Below are 26,875 nucleotides of genomic sequence, written 5' to 3'. Positions count from 1 at the left end.
TTGGATTTAGACGTTTCTATGAATGTACTCATACCGGAGCACCGGAAAAATACCGAGAAAAAACTGCCCGCATTGTATTTGCTTCATGGGTTGTCGGATGATCATAGTAAGTGGCTGCGCTATACTTCCATTGAAAGGTATGTGGAAGAACGCGAGCTGGCTGTGATCATGCCGGCAGCAGATCGAAGCTTTTATACGAACATGGTGAATGGACATTCCTATTTTACTTATATAGCTGAAGAAGTTCCGGAAGTAGCGCGCACGATATTTCCGCTTTCTCGAAACAGGGAGGACAATTACACAGCAGGATTGTCTATGGGTGGATACGGTGCTTTAAAAATAGCATTGTCTTATCCTGAACGGTTCGCTGCAGCGGCCAGCTTGTCAGGCTCTGTTGATGTTGAGAGCAGGAGGAACGCTTTCCCTCAGGATTTTAAAAATATTTTCGGCGATCAGAGGATAAAGGGGAGTAGAAATGACCTTTTTTATTTGGCAGACCAATTAACCCGGCAGAATGGATTTATACCGAAGCTGTATCTTGCATGCGGTACAGAGGATCATAATGTTCAAGCCAATACGAGGCTTGTTGATTATATGTCTGAATTAGGCCTTCCGATTACCTACGAAAAAGGACCTGGTGCTCATGACTGGAAGTATTGGGATAAGCAGATTCAAAGAATACTGGGGTTTTTAGAATTTTGAATGTAAGTCATTGGAATTATAATGGTGCGAACGGTACCCTGTAATAAGGAAGGCTTATATTCTATTTGAATAGACGGGAGATTTTTAGGATGGCAACAATAAAAGATGTGGCAAAAAGGGCTGGTGTCGCTGTGTCCACAGCTTCGTACGCATTAAATGGAATTCAAAAAGTCAGCCCTGCCACAGCGGAAAAAGTGCAAAAGGCAGCAAATGAACTGAACTATCAAAAAAATGGTTTTGCTTCAGACTTAAAAAGAACGAAAACCAACACGATTGCTTTAATTTTGAGTGATTTATCAGGCCCCTATTATTCGGAATTAATTAAAGGCGTCCAGGAAATAACTTCAGCTAATGGTTATGATCTAATAGCCTGCAGTTCCATAGGAGGTGAGCTTTCGACAGCGACGAAATTTTTGAAAGAGAAGCGTGTCGACGGAGCGATCATCCTTGCTCATAATATTAGTGATGAACTTATTAAGGCTTCCGCTCGAAAGGATTTTCCTATTGTAGTACTTGATCGTGAAGTGAATAGTGATTCCGTATTAGAGGTTCAGGTTGATAATGTTCAGGGAGCCTACTTAGCTACGGAACACTTAATTGAAAAAGGACATCGTAACATTGCTTATGTGAGCGGTCCTTATAATTCTCATGATAACGAGAAGCGTTTTGATGGCTATAAGGCAGCCATGATGGATTACGATGTAAGCTACCAATCTCGTTTGAAAATTACTGGTGATTTTACTCGCGAAAGCGGCTACCGGGCAACTAAAATGTTAATTGCCCAGCAAAATTTACCGGATGCCGTTTTTTACGCAAACGACGAAATGGCTATAGGTGGTCTGCAGGCTTTCTCAGAAAAAAAACTGCGGGTCCCCGATGATATTTCAGTTATTGGGTTCGATGATATTCAGCTTTCTGAATATGTAGCACCACCGCTGACAACGATCAGGCAGCCGAAATATGAAGCAGGAGCTTTAGCTGTTCATCTTATATTTCAATTATTAAATGGAGAAAAAGCAGAAAGACATTACAGCCTATCAACGGAGCTTGTGGAACGAAAATCTGTGAAAGGGTAGGCTGAGACACCCGTAAACCAGGAGGAGTTCCTACTAATGCACTAAAAATTGCTCTATTCGCCCTCTAAACTTCCTAAAACCCCTTAAATATAATAGAAAAAACCCCGTCCTCCTTAAATGAGAAGACGGGGTTTCCTTTTTAATCAGCAATACTGCTGGTAAGCACTAGTTAAGTTTGCAACGATTTCTTCTACGTCATGATCCTCAATTTCCTCACGCGGAATAAAGTGAACAACTTGTCCTTTTTTCAGCAAGGCCATAGAAGGCGAGGATGGCTCATATCCTTCGAAATAATCTCTCATTCTGCTGGTAGCCTCTCGATCCTGACCAGCAAATACAGTAACCAGCTGGTCCGGCTTTTTCTCTGAAGCAAGAGACTCTCGGGCTGAAGGACGGGCTAAGCCTGCAGCACACCCACAAACAGAATTGATGACTACCAGGGCTGTTCCTTCTGAAGTGCTGATAAACCCGTCTACTTCTTCCGGGGTAGTAAGTTCAGTAAATCCAGCGTTTGTCAATTCATCACGCATCGGCTGGGATATTTCTTTCATGTAAGCTTCATATGGATTCATTTGTAAAACCTCCTGATTATTTATCTTTTTGTCTGGCTGCCTGGGTCATCTGGTGCCAGACCGACCCTTTTGCTTCTTCTCCGCCTTCAATCCGTTCAATTGCCATGTTTATTTGCAGACGCACCTCGAATTCGGGATCATCACTGGCCTCTTTAAGTGCGGGTAAGGCCGTTTCATCGCCCAGTTCATATAGAAACATGGCAGCTCTCCATCGAACAAGTCTATTCGGGTCTTTCAATGTTTCGATAACATGCGGCATAGCTTCTTTAAATCCAAGGTCAGACAAGCAGTCTCCTGCGGTGCGGCGTACAGTCACTGTTTTGTCCGCTAAGGCTTTATACAAGTATGGCAGAACTTCCGGCTCTTCAATCATTCCTAAATATGCCGTCGCCAGCCGACGAATGGAAGCTTTATCATCGCTCAATGCTTTATCTAATACGGAAAGGTCATCGACCGCAGGGTCCATTCGGTCAAGGGCAGCGTAGCGAATCTTCCAGTCGGGGTTATCTAAAATATCTAAAGATACCTTAGATGCACTAGATTCCACGGGCTCTGGATGGTCTTGGTCAAACGCTTGTTTAACAAGTCCTTCTAACCTTTTCTCATCATAGCTTGCGGCTAATTCCTCCCGTATTTGTTCTCCTATTTCTTCAGAAGAGCCGTAGCGCGGACTTTGCTCTATCCATTTACGCTCCATAATCATATTAGGAGAAGCGGGGGCTGCCTTCATAGCAGCTTCCATAAACCTATCGGGAAGACCTATACGCTTCTCTTCATCATTTTCTTCTAATTTCACCTGCATGGGAAGACCGCGGAACATCTGAACATATACTTTAACTTCACCAAAAGCCTCTTCAGTCTCAGAAGATTTCTGAGTCCGCTCCATCGTTTCTTCTGAACCGAAGACATTCCTTACTTCAGGGAGTATTTCCTCCCACGGAGTTTTGGCGCTTCGTTCTAAAGCAATGAAGTCTGCTACTCGGTATAAGCCTTTTACTCCTTCAATTTCAAAAAGCGCTGAGACAAAGTCTGGGGCGTCTATAAGAGAATCACCCTGTTTATAATTTAAACTTTTTCCAAAAGGAAGTTCTTCGTTTACGTTTATTTTCATCGAGTGAGGACTCGGTGTCGGTTCGATCGACACGATCTTCATAGTAGTCCCTCCCTTATACTTTTCTTAAAGTTTATCAAAGAAGTGGAATAGATTCCATTACGGCGTTGTTTGAAAAAATTCGTTAAATGTGAAACGATTTGCACACTAAATCGTAATGATAGTTGGAGTTATAAAGAGGAGGATTCGTTTACATGTCAGAAGCGGTAATGGAACTGAAAAACCTTAAGAAAACGATTAAAGGAAAGCCTATCATTAAAGGGCTTGATTTCACGATCCACAGCGGTGAAGTTTTTGGTTTTCTCGGACCAAATGGTGCAGGTAAAACAACGACGATCCGCATGATGGTCGGTTTAATGCAAATGACAGAGGGTGACGTTGTGATAAAAGGACACAGCGTTAATTCAAGCTATAAAGAGGCAATTCGTCATGTAGGGGCCATCGTGGAAAATCCGGAGATGTATCCTTTTATGAGCGGACGAAAGAACTTAGTACATTACTCTCGTATGATCCCCGGAGTAACTAAGGAGCGTATCGATGAAGTGGTACGACTCGTTGGTTTAGAAAATCGGGCTAGAGATAAAGTATCTAAATATTCGCTTGGGATGAGGCAGAGGCTGGGGATTGCCCAGGCGCTGTTACACAATCCCTCTGTACTTATACTCGATGAACCAACCAACGGACTCGATCCTTCAGGAATTCGGGAGATTCGTTCATACATAAGGAGGCTGGCTGCTGATGAAGGGGTGGCAGTTATTGTCTCAAGCCATATTTTATCTGAAATGGAGTTAATGTGTGACCGAATCGGGATTATAAAAAACGGAGAGTTGATTTCGATTCAATCGGTTCAAGATGCACTAAAAGAAACAGATAAAAAAGAAGTCCTTCTTGAAGCGGAGCCTGTTAATGAAGCGGAAATGATAGTCAAAGAAGCGGTAGACGGGAAAGTGACGGTCCATGGAGGGGAAATTGTATTTACAGCTAAACGTGATGAACTTCCATCTATTGTTAATCAATTAGTAGCAGGCAGCGTTAATGTCTACAGTGTTACAGTGACTCGTTCAACGCTGGAGGATAAATTCTTAGATCTGATTGGAGAGGGAGCCATTGAGTAATTTTATCCAGCTTATTAAAAATGAACAAATGAAATTATATGCCCAAGTGTCCACATGGGTGATGCTGATTTTAATTGCAGTATTTGTTATCGGCATGGGGGTCTTCTTTAAAGTGGATGGCATGATGAGCGATGATTCGGAGCAAGCCGGTGAAAATTGGGAGCAGCAGCTTGAAGCAGAAAACGAGCAGCTTCAGACCGAAATGGAGGAGGAGCCTGGTTTTACTTCCATGAATGAAGAAACGCTGGAAATGAATCAATACCGTCTTGATAATGATATACCCCCGGATGGGTACGATGTATGGGATTTTGTTCAGGAAAACCGGGGCAATATCTCTATTATCAGCTTATTGACGATTATAGTAGCTGCAAGTATTATTGCAAACGAGTATAAATGGGGTACAATTAAGTTATTATTGATCCGGCCTATTTCCAGAACGAAGATTCTGGCTGCGAAATACACGTCGGTTCTAATCTACGCATTGACGATGCTTTTATTTCTTTATTTACTGTCTTTCCTGACAGGAGCTGCTTTATTCGGCTTCGCAAGTCCTGCTGAGCCTTATTTGTTCATGAAGGATGGTGTAGTTAACGAGGCGCCTATATTTCAGCATACAGCTGCTCAATATTTGTTAAGTTCTGTTAATTTGCTGATGATGGCCACATTTGCCTTTATGATTTCGACTGTATTTAGAAATAGTGCATTAGCAATTGGTGTAGCTATTTTTCTCATGATGTCCGGAAACACGATTGTCAGCTTTTTTGCTGATAAGGAGTGGGCGAAGTATATTTTATTTGCGAATACAGATTTAAATCAGTTTTTCACTGGTACGCCGATGATCTCTGATTTAACTCTAGGTTTTTCTGTATCGATCCTCATCGCATACTTATTCGTTTTTCTTGGGCTGGCATGGGTCTTTTTTACAAAGAGAGATGTAACTAACGCCTAATTTGGAGAAGGAGTGTATTTTTATGAAAAGAACAGCTGAAATTGTTTTTACTGTGATTGGAGCTGTGTTTTTTGGGTTAGCTATAGCAATTGGAGCTGTATTTGCGAATATGGGGAATAACCCCCAAGCAAGAGCTGAGTTGGAAAGTATCCTGAGTCAGGATCCAAATGTGGATCCAGATCAGATTTCAATAGACCAGTTGATGAGTGCCATGACGACAGGAGCCTGGACAGTTCTGGCGGCAGGCATAGCAGCAGTGGTTATAGGGATCCTCTGTATTGTATTTCTTAAAGGGAATAAAAAGCCTAAGGCAGCAGGGATTATATTAATTGTAGCGGGAGTATTATTAACATTTGCAACATTTGGTGTGGGTTTATTTGGAGGTATTGCCTATTTAATTGCGGGTATCGTGGCATTAGTCCGTAAACCAAAACAGCCTGTAGTTGATGAAGAGCCGGCGGAAACATACTAAATCAAAAAGTGTGAGCTCAAATTTTGAGGCTCACACTTTTTTTAATCCAATATTCTGTTCATCTCGTCTGTATCAGCCGGCTGCCGGTTAGCTGTGGTGAAATTCTGCGGCATAAAGCCATCACCGTTGCAGATTTTACACGTGTACTGCCATTCCTCATCGTCCATTAGTAACCCTCGCCCGTCACAGGCTAAACAAACTTGATCCCGACTTCCCATGGGTACCCTCCTAAAAGAGTGATTTTACTAAGTAATTTTTCCTGAATTAGGGAAAATATGCGTGAACTTCTCTTGATAGGTTAAGAATTAGATGTTGAAGGGAATAAGTTGAGGATGGGAGGAATGGAAATGAGCGAGGAAAACAAAGACGAGATGGAGCATCATGAAGGTGAAACAACGGATTCGAACTCCTCTGAGATAGATCGCCCGGGCCGGCAGTTTTATATCCCTTCTCAAATAGTCGATGAATTCGGTGAAAAAGGAAGAGATCACTTGAGGCAGCAGTTTGGCAGTCGATTTTTATTGGCCTTAACTGCTGGCTCGTTTATGACGTTTGGGGCGATTTTTTCCATCCTGCTTGCAGAAGGTGTGGAAACCCAGGGTGTCTTTTATTTATTATCAGGGCTGGGTTTTGCAGCAGGCTATGCAATGGTGTTTATATCAGGAGCGGTATTATTTACGGAAATCAACGTCCTGCTTCCATCGTATTTATTTAATAAAGCCAACTTGATGAAAGTCAACATCTACAAGTTTTGGGCTTCAACGTATATTGGAAATATTATAGGTGCATTCATGGTGGCCTTTCTTATTGAGGTGTCAGGATCACTAAATGCAGAGTTTTATACAGAGCTTTCTTCTTATTTGGATAAGAAAATGAAGTTTATGGATCATGGAGCTATGGGCTGGTTTGAAGTAGTCGTATCAGGGGTGCTTGCTAACTGGCTTATCGGAATGGCCGCCTTTCTTACAACCGCCGCGAGGGATATTACAGGAAAGATACTTGGAACGACACTGCCGGTTATTTTATTTGTAGCTGGTAATTTCCAGCATAGTGCCGCTAACATGGGGTACTTTAGTATGGGTGTTTTGGCTTCAGATAAATATTCGTGGTATGAATATATTCTTTTTAATCTCATCCCGGCAAGTATAGGTAACTTGATTGGCGGAGGAATCCTTGTATCATTATTATTTTCTTATGCTTACAAAGACGACATTCCAACTTCTCTAGGGAAAAAGAAGAAAAGAAACTGAAAGAGGACCCGCATTTAAATCATAAGGATTATACTTGGTTTTAATGTATTAAAGTCAAACGCATTGTTACAATTAGTGTTTAGTGGAGTTCAACCTTCCTTTAATAATCTAACCTGTTAAAGCAAGCGGGTTAGATTATTTTTTACATCCAACAGTAAGGCACTGCATATAGAAAGTCTTGACTTATTTATGCGTTCTCTATATATGTTGGATAAGAGAAAAAAGAATGGAGGAGAGGAATGAAACAGATTATTGCTATGGGAGGGGGCGGCTTCTCAATGGAGCCTGACAACCCACTTCTCGATACATACGTGTTGGAACAAGCAGCTGACCCATGTCCTAATATTCTTTTTGTTGGCACAGCCAGTGGCGATGTTGATTCTTATATTGAAAAATTCTACCGTTTCTTTGAACACTACCCATGCATTCCCGATCATTTGTCTTTGTTTAAGCCGTCCACACGAAATATAAGAGAAAAGGTGCTTCAGCAGGATATTATTTATGTAGGCGGAGGAAACACAAAGAACTTGCTGGCTTTATGGAAAGAGTGGGGGCTGGACAATATATTAAAAGAAGCATGGGAGAAAGGAATCATACTTACTGGGGTAAGCGCAGGTGCAATCTGCTGGTTTGAACAAGGAGTAACGGATTCTTATGGAGACTATCTGGAACCTTTAAATTGTTTAGGCTTTTTACAAGGGAGCTGCTGTCCTCACTATGACGGGGAGAAAGAAAGAAGGCCGGTTTATCGTGAGTTTGTGGAAGCAGGTACACTGGCTGCTGGATATGCCTTAGACGATGGAGCAGCTATCCATTTTACAGGTCAGAAAATTAAACGAATTGTGGGTTCCAGAAAAAATGCCCGGGCTTATAAGTTACAAGCGAAAGAAACTCTGCAGGAAACCGCGATGGCTGTTGAGTTTTTAGGAGAAATTAAGAAGTGAACCAGTCAGATATGTGCGGTTCACTTCTTTTATTCAGGCACAATGTGCTTGCAACTTTGACGGACGTCGCAGTGCTTTTATTCAATGGTTATTCAAACAGCATAATTTCTGGATCAAGCTTAAACGTATGAACGAGCATAGCATGAAGTTGACCACGATGATGGTACATATGAGCAATAATTTCCAGAAGCCACTCAAATCGTGTATATGTCACATCCCACCATGAAGTGATTTCTGCAAAAAGATGATCTTCTGTATAATGTTCGTACTGAAATTTAAGCTGGGCAAAATGTTCAAAAAGTGTGGTGGAGATTTCAGCCTTTGTTTTTAGAGATTTAGAATTATAAAACTGTTTCATTTCTTCTTCAGTTGCTCCTTCAGCAACTCGCCCATCTGCAGCTGGGATCATAGCTAAGTGTTCAAGCAGCTCACCTACGGAATATTTCCCGTTAGTTGGGCGGAACGTTAAATCTTCTTCTTTTAGCTGCCCCAGTATTTCCGAAAGTGAAGCAATAACAATTTCTAATTGGTGAAAAGCGCTTTGGCAATACATATTCATATTTATGACCTCATTTAAAAGTTGGTGTTACACAGATATTCTTCAAAACATTAAAAATACCTCTCTATGTTATAAAATCTCTTAAAAAACGACAATATTCCCCGGGAAATAATATTGACCTTTACGTTACGTCATAGATTACTATTAATATTGAGGTGATCACCGTGTATAAAGTAAAAGAAGTAGCTGATTTAGCAGGTGTCAGTGTGCGCACACTGCATCACTATGATCAAATCGGGCTTTTATCCCCTGCAAAAGCAGACAACGGGTACCGTTATTACACTGATAATGATTTTATCAGACTGCAGCAGATCCTTTTCTTTAAAGAGATGGATTTTTCCCTTTCAAGAATTAAAGAAATAGTAGGGGATCCAAGCTTTAACGAAATGCATGCCCTTAAGCAGCATAAAGAAGTGCTCATAGAAAAAAGAAAAAGGCTCGATAAAATTATCTATTCCATTGATCAGTCACTGGAAACTTATGAAGGAGGAAGAACCATGTCGCATAAGGATCGATTTGAACCATTTGACATGAAGCAAATTGAAGAGCATCAAAAGCAATATGCAAAGGAAACCGAACAAAGGTGGGGGAATACAGAAGCATATCGGGAATCAGCCAAAAGAACCGCCGCTTACTCAGAAGAGGATTGGAGGAGGATACATGAAGAGAGTGAACGGATAGATCAACACCTGATTGATTTGATGGACCGCTCTTCCGCGGATCCAGAGGTTCAGAAATGGATTGCGGCCAAACAGCAGCATATTACAGACCATTTTTACAATTGCAGCATAGATATATTTCGCGGTTTGGCCGATATGTATATCCACGACCCGCGATTTACTAAAAATATCGATAAGAAAAAGAATGGCTTTGCTAAGTTTTTACACGACGCTATGCATGAATATTGTGATCATCACCAATAAAGAAGCTGCCCAAATGGGCAGCTTCTTTACCTTGGCTGACAGACTATACCGTTGTGGACTTTAATGAAGCCATGACGACAGATATTAAACCCGCTCTCATACATATACAATCCCATTTGCTCCACCGTCATAAGCTCCCGGTACGTATGGTTCATTACATCAGCCATAATCCGGTAGTATACTCTTGAACGAATCTGATTTCGGGGTGTTGTTAAAACGCAGTAACCTCCAGGCTTTAAAAACCGTCGATGCCAGTCTGCTGCTTCATGCTTGTATTCATCAGGAAAATGCTCCAGCAGTCCCACTGATAAAACGATATCAAACTCCTTGCCATATTTTAAATTTCGGATGTCGTCTACGACATATTCGATTGTAAAGTCTTCTTTATAATAAACCTTAGATTGACCTGTTTGTGGATTGGAACCTAAAAATGGGTAGCCCTCGGGAAATTCTGAGAATCTGGTAGTTTTGCAGTATTCGTCGTAATCCACCATAACGATTTCTGCCCCAGGGTACATAGCCCCCAGCTGCATCGCTTCATATCCCTCAGCAGCACCAAGAAAGAGAATCTTTGGCTTTTTTACATCAAGACCTTCAAACAAAGCCCTTTTACCACGTGGGTCCCAGATACCGTCTTGAATTCTATGAACATAATTCCAAAGCTGCATCTGAATGACACTTCCAAGGGCTTGCTTTACTTCCTGAGGTTTAAAGGACCGCAGACTATGTAGAAAGTTCTGCTTGGCATTGTGAGATTCTTTAGGAACATCTTTTATGAACCATTCATGAAAAGCTTTATTGAAGAAGGTCCATGACGTATGGGCGTCCATTGTTCGATTGTGCTGACGTTCCCAATCCCTTTTCTCTCTGGATTCGGATTTGACTTCATAGGGCTTTCCTACATCTTTCCAGCTTAGCTGGGACCAGTCTTTGACTGTGTTAAGGGAGACAAATTTATTGTATTCCTTTGCTGAGTAATTCCTTAAATCTAGACGAAAAGATGGCAGTTTTTCTGTATGACCGATATGCTGATCAGAATAGGGACGAGGATATTCGGTATGCGCAGTTAACAACGTGATCACCGCCTGTTATTTTCTTCAAGTATATCCTTTTATGGTAACGCTTACAATAATAGGCTTGTTCTCATAAGCAGGAGATTATTCGTCATAGCCAGAAGTAATCTATATAACGTAATTGAAAGAGGGGTTTAGGATGAACAGCTGGATGAAGAAGCTTCTTCAAGTACTACCTGAGAAACAAATTCTCACAGATCTGGCCGACCGCTATAGTTACAGCTTCGATGCTTCTTTCGGTGAGTATTTACCAGAAGCAGTCGTCCAAGTGAAAAATAATCATGAAGTGGCTGCCGTTCTTAGGGTGGCTAATGTCTATAAAGTACCCGTGTACCCTAGAGGATCAGGAACCTGCTTAAGTGGAGGTCCGCTGCCTGTTAAGGGCGGTATTGTCATGGACATGTCTCAGTGGCCTGAAAAAATTGAAATGCAACCTGAAGATTTGATTGTAAAGGTCTCACCAAGTGCCCGGACGAGTGAGATTAATAAAGCAGCTGAGGCCTATGGGTTAATGTATGCTCCTGACCCAAGCAGTGCACACGTAGCAACAATTGGGGGCAACCTTGCTGAGAATTCCGGGGGACCGCGGGGGTTAAAGTATGGTGTAACAAAAGACTATGTCATTGGCTTGGAAGTGGTAACGCCAGAAGGGAAGATCATAAAAACTGGAGGGCAGACTATTAAGAATGTAACGGGTTATGACTTAACCAAGCTGATGGTAGGGTGTGAAGGCACGTTAGGAGTGATAACAGAAGCTACATTAAAGCTTATCTCTAAACCTCCTGCCACCCAAACCATCTTGGTATCGTTTTCTGAAGTAAGAACAGCCGGTAAAGCGATCTCAAAAACGCTGACCTCCGGAATTTTACCAGCCAAAATGGAGTTTTTGGATCAAGCATGTATCCGGGCTGTTGAAAATTTTCAGCCGGCAGGGCTCCCGATTGAAGCGGAAGCTGTCATCATTATTGAACTGGACGGACATCCAGAATCGTTAAAGGTGGAAAAAGAGCTGATTAAAGGTATTATGAAGCAAATTGGAGCGGTGGATATTATCATTCCAAAGACAGTCGAGGAAGCGGCAGGAATATGGCACGCAAGAAAGCAGGTTTCACCGGCTATTGCTAAAATTAAACCAACCAAAGTGTCTGAAGATGCAACAGTTCCCCGAAGTAGAATTCCAGATATGCTGGACCGGTTAAATGAAATTAAGAGAAAATACAATGTAGAAGTCGTTGTATTTGGACATGCTGGGGACGGGAATCTGCATCCGAATATATTATGTGATAAAAGAGATCAAGAGGAAATGTTGCGTGTAGAGAGAGCAGTGGCAGAGTTGTTCCAAGCGGCTATTGATCTTGGGGGCACGCTCTCGGGTGAGCATGGAATAGGGACCATGAAGGCTCCGTTTATGGAAAGTGAGCTAGGAGCAGCTGGGGTTGATATGATGAAGCGGATTAAGAACAGCTGGGACCCTAATCATATATTAAATACGGGAAAGATATTTTCGGAACAAGGGCAGAGGCTGGTGCTGCGCCATGACTAACCTGAAGGAGATTCAAGAAAAAGTAAATTATGATAAGCTCTTTGACTGCGTCCAATGCGGCTATTGTCTTCCCGCGTGTCCTACGTATGAAACGATGGAACGGGAAACACATTCACCAAGAGGGCGGATTAATCTTGTAAAGATGGTAGCAGAAGGCAAAGCTGAAGTGGAGGATCTTCGCAATCCCATCGAAAAATGTCTCGGCTGCATGGCTTGTATGACAGTATGTCCGACGAATGTCGAATATAACTTGATTTTTGAGGGGGCAAAAGAGGTCATTGAAGACCATGATGTTAAGCCCGCAGCGCTGAAGAAAACGGAAGACTTTATCTTTAATTCCTTATTCCCCTCTTCAAACTGGATGGGGTCAATCGGGAACGCCGCCTGGATCTATCAAAAATCAGGACTGCAAAAGGCTGCTCAGACCACACACCTTACAGCATTGGCCTTGCATGCAGGCCGGTTTGAACGAGTAATGCCTGACCTTCCCAGTCCAATTGAACGTATACTACGAAAACGCCGGGTCCTGCCGGATTACAAGCTTCGTACGACAGTTGCATTTTTTACCGGATGCGTAATGGATGCGATGTTCTTTAAAACAAATCAAAACACAGTAGAACTCCTTAGACTATCCGGGGCTGAAGTTCTAATGCCCAAAGGGCAGACATGCTGCGGAGCGCTGCATTCTCATGCGGGGAAGGCAGAGTCAGCTAGAGAGCTGGCGATGAGAAACATAGAAGCTTTTGATCTTGAGGATGTAGATTACATTGTTAATAATGCCGGGGGGTGTGGGGCCAAGATGACCGAGTATCCTCAACTGTTTGAAGAGAACACAACTTGGCACGAGCGTGCAAAAGAATTCGCAGCTAAAGTAAGGGACATTTCTGAAGTTCTCGTTGAACTGGATGGCCTTACTTTTACACAACCTGTACAACGTTTGGTTACTTACCAGCCTTCGTGTCATCTGACGAACATTCGGCGAATCTGCGATGAGCCTAGAATGCTCCTTCATGCAGTTCCAGGAATCCTGGTGAAAGAATTGGAGAGACCGGACTTTTGCTGTGGTTCAGCGGGGATATACAATCTCGTTAACTATGATGAATCCATGAAGATACTTGATTTGAAGATGATGGATGTTAAGGAGCGGAAGACCAACACGATCATTACGACGAACCCGGGCTGTTTATTACAAATGAAGCTTGGAATCGAAAGACACGGATTAGAGGGAGAAATTGAGGCGGTTCATCTAGTTGACTTATTAATGGAGGCAGGACCATCGGCAAAATAAAAGAAGGCCGCTTCATGCCCGGCCTTTTAAGTTTGTTTATGCTGAGAGAATGAATAAAATCGATTGTAAAGATCGTCAGCTGACGCAGTAAAGTTCATTTAATAATGAACTTTCTCTTTTTGATTCTCTACAAAAGGAATGAAATGGTCTACAACGTTATCAATAAAATCTATAGTCTGCTTGTCCGTAAGCTGTCCATGTTCATTTATTTTATGCTGAACAGCTCCAATTAAGATCTCATTTCCCGGAAGCACGTTTGCTCCCATACCAGGCGCATTTAAAATTTGGCGAAGCTGCATCTGTGCACGGACGGTACCCAGAGCTCCCATTGTGGCTCCAGCTATAAACGTTGCTTTATTGGCCATCTCACGCTCCCCGCGGGAAAGCCAGTCCAGCGCATTTTTAAGCACACCTGGAATCGAATGATTAAACTCAGGCGTGACGTATAAGAAAAGCATCCGCATCCGCCACTTCAGCCTTGAAACGCTGAACAGAGGCAGGTGCTTCCTCCTCGATATCCTGATCATAATAAGCCAGATCCCGAATGGTCACGATCTGGATATCCAAACGATCTTTATATCGTTCCTTGATAAACTGAGTTAACTTCATATTATAAGAGTCCTTGCGAATACTTCCCACAAGAGCCGCAACCTTAATCATGAAAAACCCTCCTCCAATTGATCTATTGATCCCCATTATAAACACCGCCAAATCAAGATTCTAATCATCTGCCTGCTGAATTTATGCCAGTAGTAAAAAACTCACCGAATTTTGTCAAAAAAATTGTAAAGAAAACTATTGCGTTACCCCCCTTATAGGGAGTAAAATTTTCTTAAATTCCTTAGTTTTAGACGAAATAACAGCGGGAATTGTCTTATATACTACAAAAAGGGAGGTTATCACAATGACGATGCTTTATTCCAAGGCTCGCGAGCTATTCGACCAGGATTACAAGAATAGTGAGGAAGCTAAGGAATCTCAACAGGCGGCTTCCACTAAAGTGAAGCGTACAAGAAGCGGCAAACTTCTAATGCCTTTCCGTAAAAACAAGCGGAAATAAAGACTTTAAGAAGTGGTGACGATAAGCTATGAGAGTAACTATCAAACAAATAATAATGAATAAGCCAATGGCTGTTCCGTGGAATCAACGTCTGAAGACCTAAAGTCTTAAGACGTTGATTTTTTAATGTGAATTTTCTTAAGAAATCCAACCGCCGTCATCTTCCGCCAGAGTTAAATTAATGTAAACAAGTAAATTATATAACGGAAAAAAGTTTGAATACATGCAGATAGTGCTATCTTATTCTTATAAGGAGGCTTGAGCATGAGCATATTTTCAAACGATGCATTAATACAGAATCACATCTTAATTACCGGGGCGACCGGAGGTATTGGATACGAAACAGCTAAAGAAGCGGTAAAAGCCGGAGCGCGGGTGACAGTTACCGGCCGTAATGAAGAGAAGCTTAACGAGCTCAAACAAGCTTGTGAGAGCGAAGTGTCCTCTGCTGAAGTACTTGTATGTCCTGCTGATTTAAACAAAAGCGAAGACCGAAAACGCCTTGTTCAGGAAGCCGTTCAGACATTTGGAGCGATTACCGGACTTGTGAACTCCGCTGGTGTAATCGGGGGAGGAGCTTTAGAGAATCTTACGGAAGAGGAGTTGCGTTCGGTTATGGAGCTCAACTATTTCTCTACCGTATTATTAACACAAGAAGTGTATTCCAAAATGAAAGAACTGAAAAAAGGAGCTATCGTAAACCTATCCTCGCTTTCAGGTCTTAGAGGAACGCACAGCAACACGGCGTACAGCGGTTCTAAATTTGCCATAACAGGCTTCACCCAGTCTTTTGCTGTGGAAGCGGTAGAACATAACATCCGGGTAAACGCCGTCTGCCCTGGGTACGTTGATACTCAAATGGGCCGGCAGGCCATTAAGAACAAAGGAGAACGTGAAGGGCGCAGTTTTGAGGAACAGCTTGAAGAAGCTGAGAAAGGTATCCCTTCAGGGAAACTCAGTACTCCCGAAGAAGTGGCGCGTACGGTTGTTTTTTTATTATCGGACGCTTCATCAAATATTATTGGCGAATCGCTTAAGATCTCCGGTGGAAGCGTTATGAGATAGCTTCATGGTAAGATAAAGAATATCTGTACAAATGGAGGTCCGGAATGTCTTTTGATCGTTATTCACGCCAGAAGCTCTTTCGCCCGATAGGTGAAGAAGGGCAGGAGAAGCTGAAGGCGAAGCATGTGTTATTTATTGGTTCAGGTGCCCTTGGGACAAGCAACGCCGAACAACTCGTCCGAGCGGGAGTGGGGAAAGTTACTATTGTCGATCGCGATTATGTGGAATGGAGCAACCTTCAGCGTCAGCAGCTTTTCACCGAAAAAGATGCCAGTCAGAGAATTCCAAAAGCGAAAGCAGCCGAAATAAAATTAAAAGAAATAAATACAGAAGTAGAGATCAATGCTCATATATTGGACGTTCAGCGTGAGGAGCTTGAAGGTTTAATAGGGGGGGTGGATCTCGTCCTTGACGGTACTGACAACTTTGATACACGTATGCTCATCAATGACATATGTCAAAAGTATAACACTCCATGGATTTATGGAGGGTGTGTGGGAAGTCACGGTATGAGTTATACAATTGTTCCTGGTGAAACGCCATGCCTTGGATGCCTGCTGCAATCCGTTCCAATCAGCGGTGCTACCTGTGATACAGCCGGGGTAATCAGTCCGGCGGTTCAAATGGTGACCGCCCATCAAGCAGCTGAGGCATTAAAAATTCTTGTAGAGGATAAAAGTGCATTAATCGGCCGGTTCATAACCTTTGATTTATGGAATCATCATTATACTAAGATGAAAGTAGCCAGGGCTAAACGTGGGGACTGTCCTTCATGTGGAGTGAAACCGACTTATCCTTACCTCTCGCCAGACCACCAGACGAAAACTGCCGTATTATGTGGACGTGATACCGTACAAATCCGCCCGCCTTACAAAATAGAAAGAAACCTCGATGAAATTCGTGCTTCACTAATAGAGGGGCAGGTTGAACAAAACCCTTTCTTACTTTCCTATAAAAGAGATAATTACCGTATGGTGTTTTTTAAAGATGGACGTGTATTTATTCATGGTACTAAGGATATATCAGAAGCGCGCAGCCTTTATTATCAAATCCTTGGATGAGCGCAGCCGTGTTTTAGAAATGGCTGAGAAGGGAACCATACCTTTAACAAACCATGTCGGGTAGGAGGTTGCAGCAATGGGAAGATTAATTAAACGAGCGATAAAATATGGTCCAATGATCTATCCGTTTATAAAGAAGTTTATGAGAAGCCGAAAAGCTAAAAAATTTTAATAAAAGCGTGCCTCAAGAAGGCGCGTTTTTTATAGTTTTCTAAACTGCAGTTAAATTTGCTTTAAACTGGCTCCGCACAAGCCCCGAGACGCTCGTGTCATAAGTTGATGGGAAGGCCGTCTTCCTCCATACGTTGGGAATATACACTTTGTGTTTGTCATGGGCTTTGCGCCTTTGCTTTTTTAAGCGCAAAAGGTTAAGCACAGTACCTGCGGTATTGGCAGCGCTGTGCTAAAATAAAGCTATCAGGGAGGGAAAGCTATGGAAAAATGGGAATCTACACCGATGATTCGTTTTTTTGGCGGGAGAAATCTACTTTACATATTAGCCATTCTTTTGTTTATTGGATTGAACCTGCTTATCTACACTCAGGTTTCCTTTATTTTTCATCCGATCGTTATTTTTATAGAAACGATTGCTCTGCCTGTACTGTTTACAGTAGTCGTATACTATCTCCTGCGCCCATTTATAGAGCTGCTTGAGAAGCTGGGAATTAAGAGGGTGTGGGGCATCTTAATTACTATCGCGTTAGTAGCAGGCTTAATAACTCTGCTTGTTTTTTTAATTATTCCTTTTTTAGAGCGTCAATTTATGAGTCTTGCGCAGGAGCTTCCTGAATACTTAATGGAAATGGCGGCCGCAGTAGACAACTGGCTGCGAAATTCAATGTTCGCTAATTACTATCATGACTTATTTGAAGACTTGGAAGGCACCCTGGGTCAGGTTTCAGATAACTTTTCTTCTTATGCAGGAAATACGGTAGAAGGAATTACTAACTTCATTTCAACGGTGACGAATGTCATTGTGGCGATTGTAACGCTTCCTTTCATCCTCTTTTATTTGTTGAAAGATGGAGAGAAATTTCCTACTATGCTCTTAAGAGTTTTCCCGCCTAAGGTAAGACCCGAGCTCTCTAGTGTATTTAAGGGGATCGATCATCAGCTGAGCGCTTATATTCAGGGTCAGATTATCGTCAGTTTCTGTATAGGGGTTATGATGTATATCGGGTTCATCATTATAGGGTTGGATTATGCACTGCTCCTGGCGGCTATAGCCAGTGTTACAAGTGTAGTGCCATATTTAGGACCGACCATTGCCATAATTCCAGCATTAATTATTGCTATTGTAACTTCGCCGTTCATGCTGCTCAAACTGGCTGTCGTATGGACGGTTGTTCAATTGCTGGAAGGTAAATTCATTTCCCCTCAAATCATGGGTAAGAGACTTCATGTACATCCCGTAACCATTATTTTTGTACTTCTGACAGCAGGTCACCTTTTCGGTGTAATTGGGGTGATTGTCGCGATCCCGGGTTATGCAATAATTAAAGTCATTGTTACGCACTTATTTTATTGGTTTCAGCGCCGGTTTAATAAATACGCCGATTCTGATAATCAATATGGAATCACTAAATAGCCAGCCCGAAAGTTTGAGAGTGTAGACCCACAGGGTCACACTCTTTTTTTATATTTAAATTCTGTCAGCCATAGGCCCGGGGCAGCTTTACGTGTCCTTGTTATTTTAAAGCCTGAGGATAAATACAGCTCGACTGCCGGTTTATTCTTAGCGGCTGTATTGACTAGGATGGACTGCGGAGAAAAGGAAAATAGATGGGTGAGCAATGCTTTGGCAATTCCTTTCTTAAAGAAAGCGGGAGCGACCGCGAGTCGATGGATATCAATTACTCCTTCCTGTTCCTTATAGGAAAGGAATCCAGCTAACTCACTTCCTTCGTAATAACCGAGAAAGGTCTCACCACTCAGCAGAATATCCTCAGCCGTATCATACAGTCTTGGGATCTCGGTCGATTGAATAAGCTCGGCTTCTACTTCATAAGAGGGCAGCTGAACAGTTAAAATTTGTTCAGCCGTCTGAAGGTGGGTATGGTCTAATAAGCGAATCATTTACCGGCCTCCTTATAAAATGAGAAATGTAAAGACGCTGAGCAGCACTGAGGTTATGGTTACAGCGGCAATCGGTTTTATTGCCCGGTCTCTTACGTCCCGCAGGCTCACGTTTAATCCTAGACCCGCCATAGCCATCGTTAGAATAAAAGAAGTCAAGGAAGATACCCCGTCAATAACGTTATTTGACGCAGGAAGATAAGAAGGCAGGACAAAGCTTCCAATTAAACTCATCATCAAGAATCCTGCTAAAAACCATGGAAAAGGGAGCTTCTGTGGGGAATGTAGATGTTTCTTTCGCTTCACCACCGCAATTAAAATCACACACACAGGGACCAGTAAGAACACACGTCCAAGCTTGCTTAACAGAGCCATACCCATACCATTTTCCCCAGCTGGCTCTCCTGCGAGGGCCACATGGGCGACTTCGTGCAAACTGAGTCCAGCCCACATACCATAGCTTTCTGAATCTATAGGCAGAAAGGGACGTATCATAATGAATGTTACTGCAAAGACCGTCCCGATTAGTGAAATGATCCCCGCGCTAAGCGCCGTGTCTTCTTCTTTTACTTTAAGAATAGGAGAGACGGCTGCGATGGCAGATGCCCCGCATATCCCTGTTCCAATACCTAAAAGCAGGGAGAGTGAATGGTCTGCTTTCAGCGTTCTCGATAAGATCATCATGACACCAAGACTGAAAATAATAACGAGAGAATCACGGAGGAGTAAAGGAATGCCTTCTTCAAAGATGATATGAATATTCAACTTTAAACCGAATAAGATAATGGCTAGTTTTAATAGTTTATGAGCAGAGAATCGGACCCCTTCACTTAATTTTACCGGAAAACCAAAAAAGTGGCGATAACCAACCGCTAACAATATCGCCACGGATAAAGGTCCAATTTGACTGAATACCGGTGCCAATGCAAGTAAAAAACCAACTGCTGCTATTGAGAAAGTGAAAGCAATTCCTGGCAGTAATGATTGGTATGATTTATAGAAATGTGACATACGATCCTACCTTTATGGTTCTTGTATAAGAACCACTATACGAGCGGTACAATGATTAGTAAAATAGAACTTAGTAATGGTAAGGATTAATAATTTTAATGAATGGATGGAAGCTATGGAAACTGAGTCTTTACAAACGTTTACCCGTGTCATTGAATTAGAGAGCTTTACGAAAGCTTCCCAAGAGTTGAATTTGTCTCAGCCAACTGTAAGCTTTCATATCAAAAGCTTGGAGGAACACTTTCAAACCACACTGATTGACCGTACTCCAAAACGCTTCCAAGTTACCTCTACCGGAGAAATTGTTTATCAAAGAGCAAAGCAAATACTAGGTCTGCTTGAAAAAGCGCGCACTGAAGTTTACGACTACCACCATCAGCTACGAGGGAAGTTACGTATAGGGGCAAGCTATACAGTCGGGGAATATATTCTTCCCTCACTGTTAAAAGCGTTTGACGATTTATACCCAGAAGTTGAACTTAGTGTAACCATCAAGAATACAGAACATATCAATCAAGGAGTCCAGCTGCATGACCTGGATGTTGGCTTGGTTGAGGGTAAGGTAAATCAAAAGGATTTAGATTCCTATCCTTTTATGGAGGATGAAATGGTTGTTGTCGTACCGATGGATCATCCCGTTCGTTTGAAAGAGACTGATTTCAATCAATGGCAGGATCACACGTGGATCTGCCGTGAACAAGGCTCAGGGACCCGTGATGTTATGGAAACTTTTTGGGACAGGTACAGCATTCGTCCGGGAAAACGAATCACGATTGGAAGTAATCATGGAGTAGTTGAAGGAGTTAAGCAGGGAGTAGGGATGTCTATTATCTCAAAAACAGTAGCTGAACACTCGGGGGCGGATGAGCTGATCTATCCTCTGCCTTTTCTCAGTTCAACTAATCGTTTCTTTTCTTATGTAATTCCTGCTGATGAGAAAGAAATATCAAAGAATGTATCCGTGTTTATCGAGCTCATAAATTCATTGTATCCTTTTAATGAAAGGCTCGGCTAAACAATGGGATTCAAGTGCTTTCTTTGGATCCAATCGTCTGGCAGTTAACTTTCCAATTGTTCAATAACCCAATTCAGTTACATTTGTGAGTAGTAGGGTTGGCAGAAAGCGAGCGGTTTCTCTCCATCCTTTCATACCTTCTAAGTACGGAATACATGTCTATTCAATCTTCAACTATAAAGGTCTTATAAAATTGAACGGCTACCTTGGTTATTGCACTTGCGGCATTTAATACAGCTTAATAAAGAAATGTAAAAAAACTGTGTAAATATGCTCGAAAGTGAATATGAGAATGAATTATGGGGTATGGTTAGATTAGAGTAAATGAAACATAATCAGTTAGTGAATCGTAGAGCATGACATAGAGTTTTTTAAGTAATCCTAACAATACATTGAGGTGAAATTATGAAAAGCCTGGACCAGATCGTCGATTATTTGAAGACACTGGGAGTTGAGGTTGAGAAGGTTTATAAAACACCCAAGGAAGAAGCTAGGTAAGGCAGGAACGAAAGATCAAGAATTCTATACATGAAAACAATAAGGTGTGCTTCTGCATACCTTATTGTCATGCTGTTCTTGAAGTAATATCTACAAACTGTGGATGCTTTGACTGAAACCATGCCCACAAAAGTCCGAACATAGCTGGAACGAATAAGAGCAGAAACACATTATTTGCCCCATGTGTATGCGCAACCCATCCGAATAAAGGTCCTGTTACCACGACTGAGGTCTGATTACAGAGCATTCGAAAGCTGGCCATTCTGCCGTGGAATCTGCGATCAGTTGCTATTTGCTGAACAGATTGCAGCAGCGCCCGCACGATAGAAGTTCCGGTGCCGACCAGTAGTATGCCGGCCAAGGCTGCGCCAGTGGATGGAATCGACCCTAATATAATTAAGCCTGTGCACATCGTCAGTAAAGCGTAAATGGCGAGGTGATTTTTAGTGTGTCTCCACCACCAGGCTCCGAGTAATCCTGCTGCAATCCCACCAATGGAAAACATAATATCCAGCGCACCGTATACTAATGCTGATTGCTTTAAAAAGTCACTTGTATAAACGGAAAGGAATCCGAGAGTAGTATGAAAGGTAAGTTGACCAATCATCATCATAACGAATAAACCATACAGCATTTTATGAGAATGCAAGTAAGTAAACCCTGAGTAAATCTCCTTATAAAAATCAGACTGAGCTCGATTGTTACGTTGGTAAGCGGGAACATAATCCAGGAGCCAGATGACTAAGAATGCGCCTGAGTACAAGAGAATCACGATAATTAATGACAGCGTCATAGTAAAAAAGCTTGAAAACATACCACCAAGACCTGCACCAGCTAAACTTCCGGAAATAGTAGCAGATCCTGATAGTGAAAAAATTCTCGGAAGCTCCTCCACTTTATAAACTTCAGCTGCTAAGGCTTGAAGGGAGGGGCGAAACAATGAACCTGACGTTTGAAGCATCATGTGAGTAAAAATGATGAGCCAGGGGGTTGTCAAATCGCATAAAAAGGCTGTCCACAGTGCACTTAGTACAACAACGCTTACCCCTCCGGCGATGATAGACAATCGTTTTCGATTGTAACGGTCGACAAGAACACCAAATATTAGGTTTGAAATGAGCCCCGGTATAAACCCAAAACTTACAAACAATCCAGTGTATAAGGCATTCTCTGTCCATTGATACAGAAACCATGTCACCAGTACAAAATACATTGCGCGACCGCATTCATAAAGAAAATACCCAGCTAATAATTTTCGAGTATTGCTGTGATTCATATGCTATCACCTCAATTCTATCGTTAATAATTATCATACTCTCCATTTAGCGATAGGAATAATATTGTTTTATAATAGAAGGTGATAAGAAAAATGAATCGAGGTGGCAGATTTGAAGCTGGAAGATTATAAGCTTATTATGCAGCTTAATCAGTACCACACCATTCGTGCGACTGCTAGAAACATTCTAATATCACAGCCGGCCATTACCCAGCGGTTAAAGTATATTGAGGAGTACTTAGGGGTGGATGTATTTATTCGTACTTCTAAAGGCCTTGTGTTAACACCGGCAGGAGAAACCGTGCTCAAGCATGCTCGCGCCATGTTATCATCTGAAACTGAATTACATAATCAATTGCTCCGCAGTAAAGAGACTGTCAGCGGAACATTGTCGTTAGGAGCATCCTCACTAATCAGCCAGCATCATTTGCCTTATATTCTGCAGAAGTATACTACAGCTAGTCCAGACGTCAAAATCGACCTTGTTACGGGAACAAGTGCAGAAATTAAACAGGCAGCAGGAGATTACCACGTATCGATCGTAAGAGGGGAGCCTATAAAGGGATATGTAAACCATGCTTTGTTTAAAGATGCTCTATATTTATTTGATACCGTATCTTTGAATGGAACAGCAGAACGACCGTTTATAGAATTTAAAACCGATGCTGAATATCAGAGGCTTGTTGAAGAATGGATGCTGCAGCAAAATAAAATTAAGATTCGTCGTACAATGAAAGTTGATCATTTTGAGACAGCTAAGCAATTAATGAGGACCGGTCTAGGTGTTACAGTCCTACCGGAAAGTATTGTAGAAGAAGAGTTATGGAAACTTCCTCATCTTCCGCTGCAGTTGAACGGCCGGTCAATGAAACGCAGGACGTGGGTCTGTTTTAATAAAGAACTGAGTGATCTTCCTCAAGTAGCCGCTTTTATCAAGCTGCTTTTAAATCATTCTTGGGAGGGCGTCTGATTTGGGAAACGATGAGCTGATCCAAATAATCAAACAAACTGAGTTTCTTCAAGAAGTTTTTAAAGAAACGGAAAAAGAATTCTGTCATTATTACATTGGAGCAGGTTGTATCACTCAATCGGTATGGAACTATCTAAGCTCATACCCTCAAGGGTATGGGATAGGGGATATAGATATCGTTTATCACGACAAGACGGATCTAAGCGGGCGTGAGGAGAGTCTAATTGAAGGGCACCTTCGTCAACAGCTTAACTATCTGCCATTTTCAATCGATGTTACTAATGAAGCACGCGTTCACTTATGGTATGAAGATAAATTTCACAAGCCTGTCAATCCCTATCAAACGGTAGAGGAAGCCATAAATACATGGCCATCCACAGCTTCTTCCATAGGGATAAAAAAACAAAATGGACGTTATTTAGTTTACGCGCCGTATGGAGTGGACGATCTATTTCACATGATCGTCCGTCCCAATAAGAAAATAGTAACGAAAGAAGTGTATGAGCAGAAAGCTTTGAAGTGGAAAAAGCGTTGGCCGAAGTTAAGGATTTTTTCATGGTAGGTATCTGATATCCTTTTGGTTGGAATTTTGAGATGGTACCTTTTATTATGAAAGTAATTATAATTCTCTAAAGGGGACTGTACATATGAAATATTCGCTAGATAAATTGGAGGAAATTCAGCAGAATGAATTTATAAAAGCCGCTATTGATCATGTTGGGGCAGGAGTAGTCATCTCTGACCCAAGTCAGGAAGATAATCCCATTATATATGTTAATAAAGGATTTGAAGAACTTGCAGGGTATTCGGCGGAAGAAGTGCTTGGCCTGAACTGCCGCTTTTTACAAGGAAAAGAAACCGACCCCAAAACGGTTAAGGACATAAGGGCTGGGTTAGGTGAATCCCGGTTTGTCCAAGTTGAAATACTAAATTATAAGAAAGATGGCACTACCTTCTGGAATGAACTACAGATCTATCCTGTACATATCAATCATATGGATCAAACTTTTTTTGTTGGTGTGCAGCAGGACATTACCCAAAGAAGAGAGGCGGAAAGCCTTGTGGGTCACTATTCTTCAGAGGTGAAAAGGTTATCAACTCCTATTGTACCTATTGAAGATAGTATTTCCGTATTGCCGCTGATCGGAACCATAGATGAGGACCGTCTGCAGCAAATGCTGGAAACGGTCAGTCACCACGTCCAGGAGGCGAAAGAGGACTACCTCATTCTGGATTTATCCGGGGTGTATACTTTTAATGAAGATATACACATGGGGATTTATCAGTTAAATCAGCTGCTTAATTTAATGGGCACCACTCTTTTACTTACAGGGGTAAAACCGAATTTCGCCATGCAGAGTACTCCTTATGCTGATTTCTCAGAGATGTCGTTACACAGTTATTCATCAGTTAAACAAGCTTTACAGGAAATAAGGTAATTTATTGAGGCTTAAAGGCTGTCTTTCCCCGACAGCCTTTTTTGTTCTGAAATTTTCAGCCGCTGCAAATCATAACGATATGACCATCTGGATCATAAATGTTGAAAAAAGAAAAATCCTCATATTCAGTAATAGATTGAGCTATTTGTATTTCGCGGTCCTCTACAAAAGAATACGATTTATGAATATCATTTGTGTGAATATTAAACAGAGGGCAGGGAATCGGCTGGAAGGATTTCGGTTCATTACCAGCCGGACCTGCACCCAGGGTTAAACTCGTATGGTTCGCTAAAGAAAAAGTGTATACTGGTTTTTCTATAAACGAGGTATCTGTTTTTATTCCCAGTAACTGACCATACCACTCAACAGAATGCTCTAAATCGGTCACATGGACAAACACGGTATTAATCTGCGGGTGAATCGGATGGATCATTAGACAGCCTCCTTCTAAATAGTTATTCCTTACATTAATTCTACTCTTCATCCGGGAAACCCTTTACCCAGGATAATTTAACAGGGTTGTATATAATAAAAGCGTAGATAAAGCGGATGATTCGCATTATCTCTATCGCTTTTGTATGATTTGACTATAGGTTCAAAAAGGATGTGAGAAGATGAGTGATCTCATACGCACATGGTTGAGAAATGAGAGGCACGAGCGTCTTTACGAAAAGGCAGTAAATATTGCTGAAGAAGCTCGGTCACATATCGAAGAAACCGATCGTGAGGCTGAGTTTTCTTACCAAACGTTAAAAGTGATAAAACAAGAAGGCTATCCATCCTTAAGCCTGCCTGTGCAAATAGGTGGAGAAGGCCTGTCGTTATATGAATTTTTATTTTTACAAGAAAAAATAGCCGAGGGCGATGGTTCAGTAGCTTTGTCTATTGGATGGCATGTCGGCGTTATGATGGAGCTGAGCCAGGATAGAAATTGGACGAAGAAACATTTTCTCAGCCTGGCAGAGCATATACTCGAAGACCAGGTCGTTGTTAACCGAGCAGCAACTGAACCAGCTACAGGGAGCCCGACACGTGGAGGAATTCCTGAAACTACAGCGGTAAGACAAGGGGAGAATTACGTAATAAATGGCCGGAAGACATTTACGTCGATGGCGGAGCATCTTGATTATTATATCGTCTCGGCTTACGTAGATGATATAAAAGAAGTTGGCTGGTTCCTCATCGATCGTCATCAGCCTGGTGTAAAAGTCGAGAAAACATGGGATACGCTGGGAATGCGGGGCACCGCCAGTGATGATTTAGTTTTAGAAAATGTAGAGCTAAGCACGGACCATTTAGTAGAAAGAAAGCGTGAGGGCAAACCATCTCCTAAGGGATGGCTGCTTCATATTCCAGCCTGCTATCTTGGAATTGCTGTAGCTGCGCGTAACGAAGCCATTAAATTTGCTAAAAATTTTCAGCCGAATAGTTTAGATACACCGATTGCAGAGGTTAGTCATATCCAGGATAAAATAGGAGAAATGGAATGGAAGCTGATGCAGGCTCACAGTTTCATGTATGCTATAGCGAGAAGATGGGATGAGGAACCTGAGAAGCGTGAACACATGGGAGGCGAGCTGGCTGCAGTTAAATTAGCTGTTACAAACACTGCAGCAGAGGTAGTTGACCTTGCCATGAGAATTGCCGGAGGGAGAGGTCTTTCTAAATCTGAGCCCTTCGAAAAGTACTATCGTGATGTGAGAGCAGGGCTTCACAATCCGCCAATGGATGATGCCGTTTTAAGAATGCTGGCGGGACAGGCTTTAAATGAATAGACAGACAGAAAAATCCCGCCTTCTTTGTGGAGAAGAGCGGGATTTTTTTCTT

At 42.1% G+C, this 26,875-nt stretch carries 28 protein-coding genes and 1 pseudogene; 19 read left to right on the top strand and 10 right to left on the bottom strand.

The annotated features are described in order from the left end of the window. Positions 1–702 carry an alpha/beta hydrolase gene (locus LF822_RS20745; RefSeq protein ID WP_256522529.1) on the top strand — a complete coding sequence of 234 codons (702 nt, stop codon included), beginning with the start codon at positions 1–3 and terminating at the stop codon, positions 700–702. An 89-nt stretch (positions 703–791) separates the two neighbouring features. After that, entirely contained in the window at positions 792–1,778 is a 987-nt protein-coding gene (locus tag LF822_RS20740) for a LacI family DNA-binding transcriptional regulator (RefSeq protein ID WP_253926007.1), read from the top strand. A 143-nt stretch (positions 1,779–1,921) separates the two neighbouring features. Here the strand turns inward: LF822_RS20740 and LF822_RS20735 are convergent, their stop codons facing one another. Beyond that, entirely contained in the window at positions 1,922–2,350 is a 429-nt protein-coding gene (locus LF822_RS20735; RefSeq protein ID WP_253926006.1) for a BrxA/BrxB family bacilliredoxin, read from the bottom strand. 16 nt (positions 2,351–2,366) lie between these two features. Continuing rightward, positions 2,367–3,503, bottom strand: a complete 1,137-nt coding sequence (locus tag LF822_RS20730) for a conserved virulence factor C family protein (RefSeq protein ID WP_253926005.1) — start codon at positions 3,501–3,503, stop codon at positions 2,367–2,369. A 152-nt stretch (positions 3,504–3,655) separates the two neighbouring features. On the opposite strand from LF822_RS20730, the gene LF822_RS20725 reads away from it, so the two are divergent. Genes LF822_RS20725 through LF822_RS20715 form a run of 3 tightly spaced genes read left to right on the top strand, consistent with a single transcriptional unit; the run spans position 3,656 to position 5,997 of the window. Continuing rightward, positions 3,656–4,576 (top strand): ABC transporter ATP-binding protein, encoded by a 921-nt coding sequence (locus LF822_RS20725; RefSeq protein ID WP_253926004.1) that lies wholly within the window; start codon positions 3,656–3,658, stop codon positions 4,574–4,576. Continuing rightward, the gene (locus tag LF822_RS20720; protein WP_253926003.1) at positions 4,569–5,525 is read left to right on the top strand and encodes an ABC transporter permease; all 957 of its coding nucleotides are present in this window, start codon (positions 4,569–4,571) and stop codon (positions 5,523–5,525) included. The genes LF822_RS20725 and LF822_RS20720 overlap by 8 nt, the downstream gene beginning before the upstream one ends. Positions 5,526–5,547: 22 nt before the next feature. Beyond that, complete coding sequence (locus tag LF822_RS20715; protein ID WP_253926002.1) at positions 5,548–5,997, top strand: DUF4064 domain-containing protein; 450 nt, start codon at positions 5,548–5,550, stop codon at positions 5,995–5,997. 41 nt (positions 5,998–6,038) lie between these two features. On the opposite strand, the gene LF822_RS20710 is transcribed toward LF822_RS20715, so the two are convergent. Then, positions 6,039–6,215 carry a hypothetical protein gene (locus tag LF822_RS20710; protein WP_253926001.1) on the bottom strand — a complete coding sequence of 59 codons (177 nt, stop codon included), beginning with the start codon at positions 6,213–6,215 and terminating at the stop codon, positions 6,039–6,041. A gap of 129 nt (positions 6,216–6,344) precedes the next feature. On the opposite strand from LF822_RS20710, the gene LF822_RS20705 reads away from it, so the two are divergent. After that, a complete protein-coding gene (locus tag LF822_RS20705) occupies positions 6,345–7,247 on the top strand; it encodes a formate/nitrite transporter family protein (RefSeq protein WP_253926000.1) in 903 nt (300 codons plus the stop codon). A 239-nt stretch (positions 7,248–7,486) separates the two neighbouring features. Beyond that, positions 7,487–8,191 (top strand): Type 1 glutamine amidotransferase-like domain-containing protein, encoded by a 705-nt coding sequence (locus tag LF822_RS20700; RefSeq protein ID WP_253925999.1) that lies wholly within the window; start codon positions 7,487–7,489, stop codon positions 8,189–8,191. Between the two features lie 88 nt (positions 8,192–8,279). Here the strand turns inward: LF822_RS20700 and LF822_RS20695 are convergent, their stop codons facing one another. Further along, positions 8,280–8,750, bottom strand: a complete 471-nt coding sequence (locus tag LF822_RS20695; RefSeq protein WP_253925998.1) for a DinB family protein — start codon at positions 8,748–8,750, stop codon at positions 8,280–8,282. A 164-nt stretch (positions 8,751–8,914) separates the two neighbouring features. On the opposite strand from LF822_RS20695, the gene LF822_RS23215 reads away from it, so the two are divergent. Continuing rightward, positions 8,915–9,673 carry a MerR family transcriptional regulator gene (locus LF822_RS23215; protein WP_253925997.1) on the top strand — a complete coding sequence of 253 codons (759 nt, stop codon included), beginning with the start codon at positions 8,915–8,917 and terminating at the stop codon, positions 9,671–9,673. Between the two features lie 26 nt (positions 9,674–9,699). On the opposite strand, the gene LF822_RS20685 is transcribed toward LF822_RS23215, so the two are convergent. After that, positions 9,700–10,746: a class I SAM-dependent methyltransferase gene (locus LF822_RS20685; RefSeq protein WP_253925996.1), complete on the bottom strand. Its 1,047-nt coding sequence runs from the start codon at positions 10,744–10,746 to the stop codon at positions 9,700–9,702. A gap of 139 nt (positions 10,747–10,885) precedes the next feature. Between LF822_RS20685 and LF822_RS20680 the strand changes: the two genes are divergently transcribed. Continuing rightward, on the top strand, positions 10,886–12,289 hold the full coding sequence (locus tag LF822_RS20680) for an FAD-binding oxidoreductase (protein WP_253925995.1): 1,404 nt from the start codon (positions 10,886–10,888) through the stop codon (positions 12,287–12,289). After that, positions 12,282–13,577, top strand: a complete 1,296-nt coding sequence (locus LF822_RS20675; protein WP_253925994.1) for a (Fe-S)-binding protein — start codon at positions 12,282–12,284, stop codon at positions 13,575–13,577. The genes LF822_RS20680 and LF822_RS20675 overlap by 8 nt, the downstream gene beginning before the upstream one ends. Before the next feature lie 98 nt (positions 13,578–13,675). Here LF822_RS20675 and LF822_RS20670 read toward each other — a convergent pair. Then, positions 13,676–14,234: pseudogene (locus LF822_RS20670) on the bottom strand (NADPH-dependent FMN reductase). Positions 14,235–14,481: 247 nt separating this feature from the next. Between LF822_RS20670 and LF822_RS20665 the strand changes: the two are divergent. From LF822_RS20665 to LF822_RS20650, 4 genes are all read left to right on the top strand, one after another. Then, the gene (locus tag LF822_RS20665) at positions 14,482–14,637 is read left to right on the top strand and encodes a hypothetical protein (RefSeq protein WP_188378975.1); all 156 of its coding nucleotides are present in this window, start codon (positions 14,482–14,484) and stop codon (positions 14,635–14,637) included. 264 nt (positions 14,638–14,901) lie between these two features. After that, on the top strand, positions 14,902–15,702 hold the full coding sequence (locus tag LF822_RS20660; RefSeq protein WP_253925993.1) for an SDR family NAD(P)-dependent oxidoreductase: 801 nt from the start codon (positions 14,902–14,904) through the stop codon (positions 15,700–15,702). Positions 15,703–15,746: 44 nt separating this feature from the next. Then, positions 15,747–16,763 (top strand): thiazole biosynthesis adenylyltransferase ThiF, encoded by a 1,017-nt coding sequence (locus LF822_RS20655; RefSeq protein WP_253925992.1) that lies wholly within the window; start codon positions 15,747–15,749, stop codon positions 16,761–16,763. 433 nt (positions 16,764–17,196) lie between these two features. Next, the gene (locus LF822_RS20650) at positions 17,197–18,351 is read left to right on the top strand and encodes an AI-2E family transporter (RefSeq protein WP_253925991.1); all 1,155 of its coding nucleotides are present in this window, start codon (positions 17,197–17,199) and stop codon (positions 18,349–18,351) included. A gap of 35 nt (positions 18,352–18,386) precedes the next feature. On the opposite strand, the gene LF822_RS20645 is transcribed toward LF822_RS20650, so the two are convergent. Both LF822_RS20645 and LF822_RS20640 read right to left on the bottom strand, forming a co-directional pair. Beyond that, a complete protein-coding gene (locus LF822_RS20645; protein ID WP_253925990.1) occupies positions 18,387–18,839 on the bottom strand; it encodes a GNAT family N-acetyltransferase in 453 nt (150 codons plus the stop codon). Positions 18,840–18,851: 12 nt separating this feature from the next. Next, positions 18,852–19,850 carry a YeiH family protein gene (locus tag LF822_RS20640; protein WP_253925989.1) on the bottom strand — a complete coding sequence of 333 codons (999 nt, stop codon included), beginning with the start codon at positions 19,848–19,850 and terminating at the stop codon, positions 18,852–18,854. Positions 19,851–19,965: 115 nt separating this feature from the next. On the opposite strand from LF822_RS20640, the gene LF822_RS20635 reads away from it, so the two are divergent. Next, positions 19,966–20,865: a LysR family transcriptional regulator gene (locus tag LF822_RS20635; RefSeq protein ID WP_253925988.1), complete on the top strand. Its 900-nt coding sequence runs from the start codon at positions 19,966–19,968 to the stop codon at positions 20,863–20,865. 565 nt (positions 20,866–21,430) lie between these two features. Here LF822_RS20635 and LF822_RS20630 read toward each other — a convergent pair. Beyond that, on the bottom strand, positions 21,431–22,639 hold the full coding sequence (locus LF822_RS20630) for an MFS transporter (protein ID WP_253925987.1): 1,209 nt from the start codon (positions 22,637–22,639) through the stop codon (positions 21,431–21,433). 112 nt (positions 22,640–22,751) lie between these two features. Between LF822_RS20630 and LF822_RS20625 the strand changes: the two genes are divergently transcribed. The 3 genes from LF822_RS20625 (at position 22,752) to ytvA (ending at position 25,048) form a co-directional block, all read left to right on the top strand. Then, a complete protein-coding gene (locus LF822_RS20625) occupies positions 22,752–23,609 on the top strand; it encodes a LysR family transcriptional regulator (protein ID WP_253925986.1) in 858 nt (285 codons plus the stop codon). Position 23,610: 1 nt separating this feature from the next. Then, on the top strand, positions 23,611–24,171 hold the full coding sequence (locus LF822_RS20620) for a nucleotidyltransferase family protein (protein WP_253925985.1): 561 nt from the start codon (positions 23,611–23,613) through the stop codon (positions 24,169–24,171). A gap of 85 nt (positions 24,172–24,256) precedes the next feature. Further along, positions 24,257–25,048, top strand: a complete 792-nt coding sequence (gene ytvA / locus LF822_RS20615) for a YtvA family blue-light photoreceptor (protein ID WP_253925984.1) — start codon at positions 24,257–24,259, stop codon at positions 25,046–25,048. Positions 25,049–25,103: 55 nt separating this feature from the next. Here the strand turns inward: ytvA and LF822_RS20610 are convergent, their stop codons facing one another. Further along, positions 25,104–25,481: a VOC family protein gene (locus LF822_RS20610; protein ID WP_253925983.1), complete on the bottom strand. Its 378-nt coding sequence runs from the start codon at positions 25,479–25,481 to the stop codon at positions 25,104–25,106. A gap of 181 nt (positions 25,482–25,662) precedes the next feature. On the opposite strand from LF822_RS20610, the gene LF822_RS20605 reads away from it, so the two are divergent. Next, the gene (locus LF822_RS20605; RefSeq protein ID WP_253925982.1) at positions 25,663–26,823 is read left to right on the top strand and encodes an acyl-CoA dehydrogenase family protein; all 1,161 of its coding nucleotides are present in this window, start codon (positions 25,663–25,665) and stop codon (positions 26,821–26,823) included. The last annotated feature ends 52 nt before the right edge of the window (positions 26,824–26,875 follow it).

The sequence above is a fragment of the Halobacillus sp. A5 genome, assembly GCF_024189315.1.
GTDB lineage: Bacteria > Bacillota > Bacilli > Bacillales > Halobacillaceae > Halobacillus_A.
This window is presented reverse-complemented; position numbering and strand designations above follow the sequence as displayed.

Coding starts and splice junctions, on each gene's coding strand:
- LF822_RS20740 (WP_253926007.1), top strand. CDS start 792: ATGGCAACAATAAAAGATGTGGCAAAAAGGGCTGGTGTCGCTGTGTCC.
- LF822_RS20735 (WP_253926006.1), bottom strand. CDS start 2,350: ATGAATCCATATGAAGCTTACATGAAAGAAATATCCCAGCCGATGCGT.
- LF822_RS20730 (WP_253926005.1), bottom strand. CDS start 3,503: ATGAAGATCGTGTCGATCGAACCGACACCGAGTCCTCACTCGATGAAA.
- LF822_RS20725 (WP_253926004.1), top strand. CDS start 3,656: ATGTCAGAAGCGGTAATGGAACTGAAAAACCTTAAGAAAACGATTAAA.
- LF822_RS20715 (WP_253926002.1), top strand. CDS start 5,548: ATGAAAAGAACAGCTGAAATTGTTTTTACTGTGATTGGAGCTGTGTTT.
- LF822_RS20710 (WP_253926001.1), bottom strand. CDS start 6,215: ATGGGAAGTCGGGATCAAGTTTGTTTAGCCTGTGACGGGCGAGGGTTA.
- LF822_RS20705 (WP_253926000.1), top strand. CDS start 6,345: ATGAGCGAGGAAAACAAAGACGAGATGGAGCATCATGAAGGTGAAACA.
- LF822_RS20700 (WP_253925999.1), top strand. CDS start 7,487: ATGAAACAGATTATTGCTATGGGAGGGGGCGGCTTCTCAATGGAGCCT.
- LF822_RS20695 (WP_253925998.1), bottom strand. CDS start 8,750: ATGAATATGTATTGCCAAAGCGCTTTTCACCAATTAGAAATTGTTATT.
- LF822_RS20680 (WP_253925995.1), top strand. CDS start 10,886: ATGAACAGCTGGATGAAGAAGCTTCTTCAAGTACTACCTGAGAAACAA.
- LF822_RS20675 (WP_253925994.1), top strand. CDS start 12,282: ATGACTAACCTGAAGGAGATTCAAGAAAAAGTAAATTATGATAAGCTC.
- LF822_RS20665 (WP_188378975.1), top strand. CDS start 14,482: ATGACGATGCTTTATTCCAAGGCTCGCGAGCTATTCGACCAGGATTAC.
- LF822_RS20660 (WP_253925993.1), top strand. CDS start 14,902: ATGAGCATATTTTCAAACGATGCATTAATACAGAATCACATCTTAATT.
- LF822_RS20655 (WP_253925992.1), top strand. CDS start 15,747: ATGTCTTTTGATCGTTATTCACGCCAGAAGCTCTTTCGCCCGATAGGT.
- LF822_RS20650 (WP_253925991.1), top strand. CDS start 17,197: ATGGAAAAATGGGAATCTACACCGATGATTCGTTTTTTTGGCGGGAGA.
- LF822_RS20645 (WP_253925990.1), bottom strand. CDS start 18,839: ATGATTCGCTTATTAGACCATACCCACCTTCAGACGGCTGAACAAATT.
- LF822_RS20640 (WP_253925989.1), bottom strand. CDS start 19,850: ATGTCACATTTCTATAAATCATACCAATCATTACTGCCAGGAATTGCT.
- LF822_RS20635 (WP_253925988.1), top strand. CDS start 19,966: ATGGAAACTGAGTCTTTACAAACGTTTACCCGTGTCATTGAATTAGAG.
- LF822_RS20630 (WP_253925987.1), bottom strand. CDS start 22,639: ATGAATCACAGCAATACTCGAAAATTATTAGCTGGGTATTTTCTTTAT.
- ytvA (WP_253925984.1), top strand. CDS start 24,257: ATGAAATATTCGCTAGATAAATTGGAGGAAATTCAGCAGAATGAATTT.
- LF822_RS20610 (WP_253925983.1), bottom strand. CDS start 25,481: ATGATCCATCCGATTCACCCGCAGATTAATACCGTGTTTGTCCATGTG.
- LF822_RS20605 (WP_253925982.1), top strand. CDS start 25,663: ATGAGTGATCTCATACGCACATGGTTGAGAAATGAGAGGCACGAGCGT.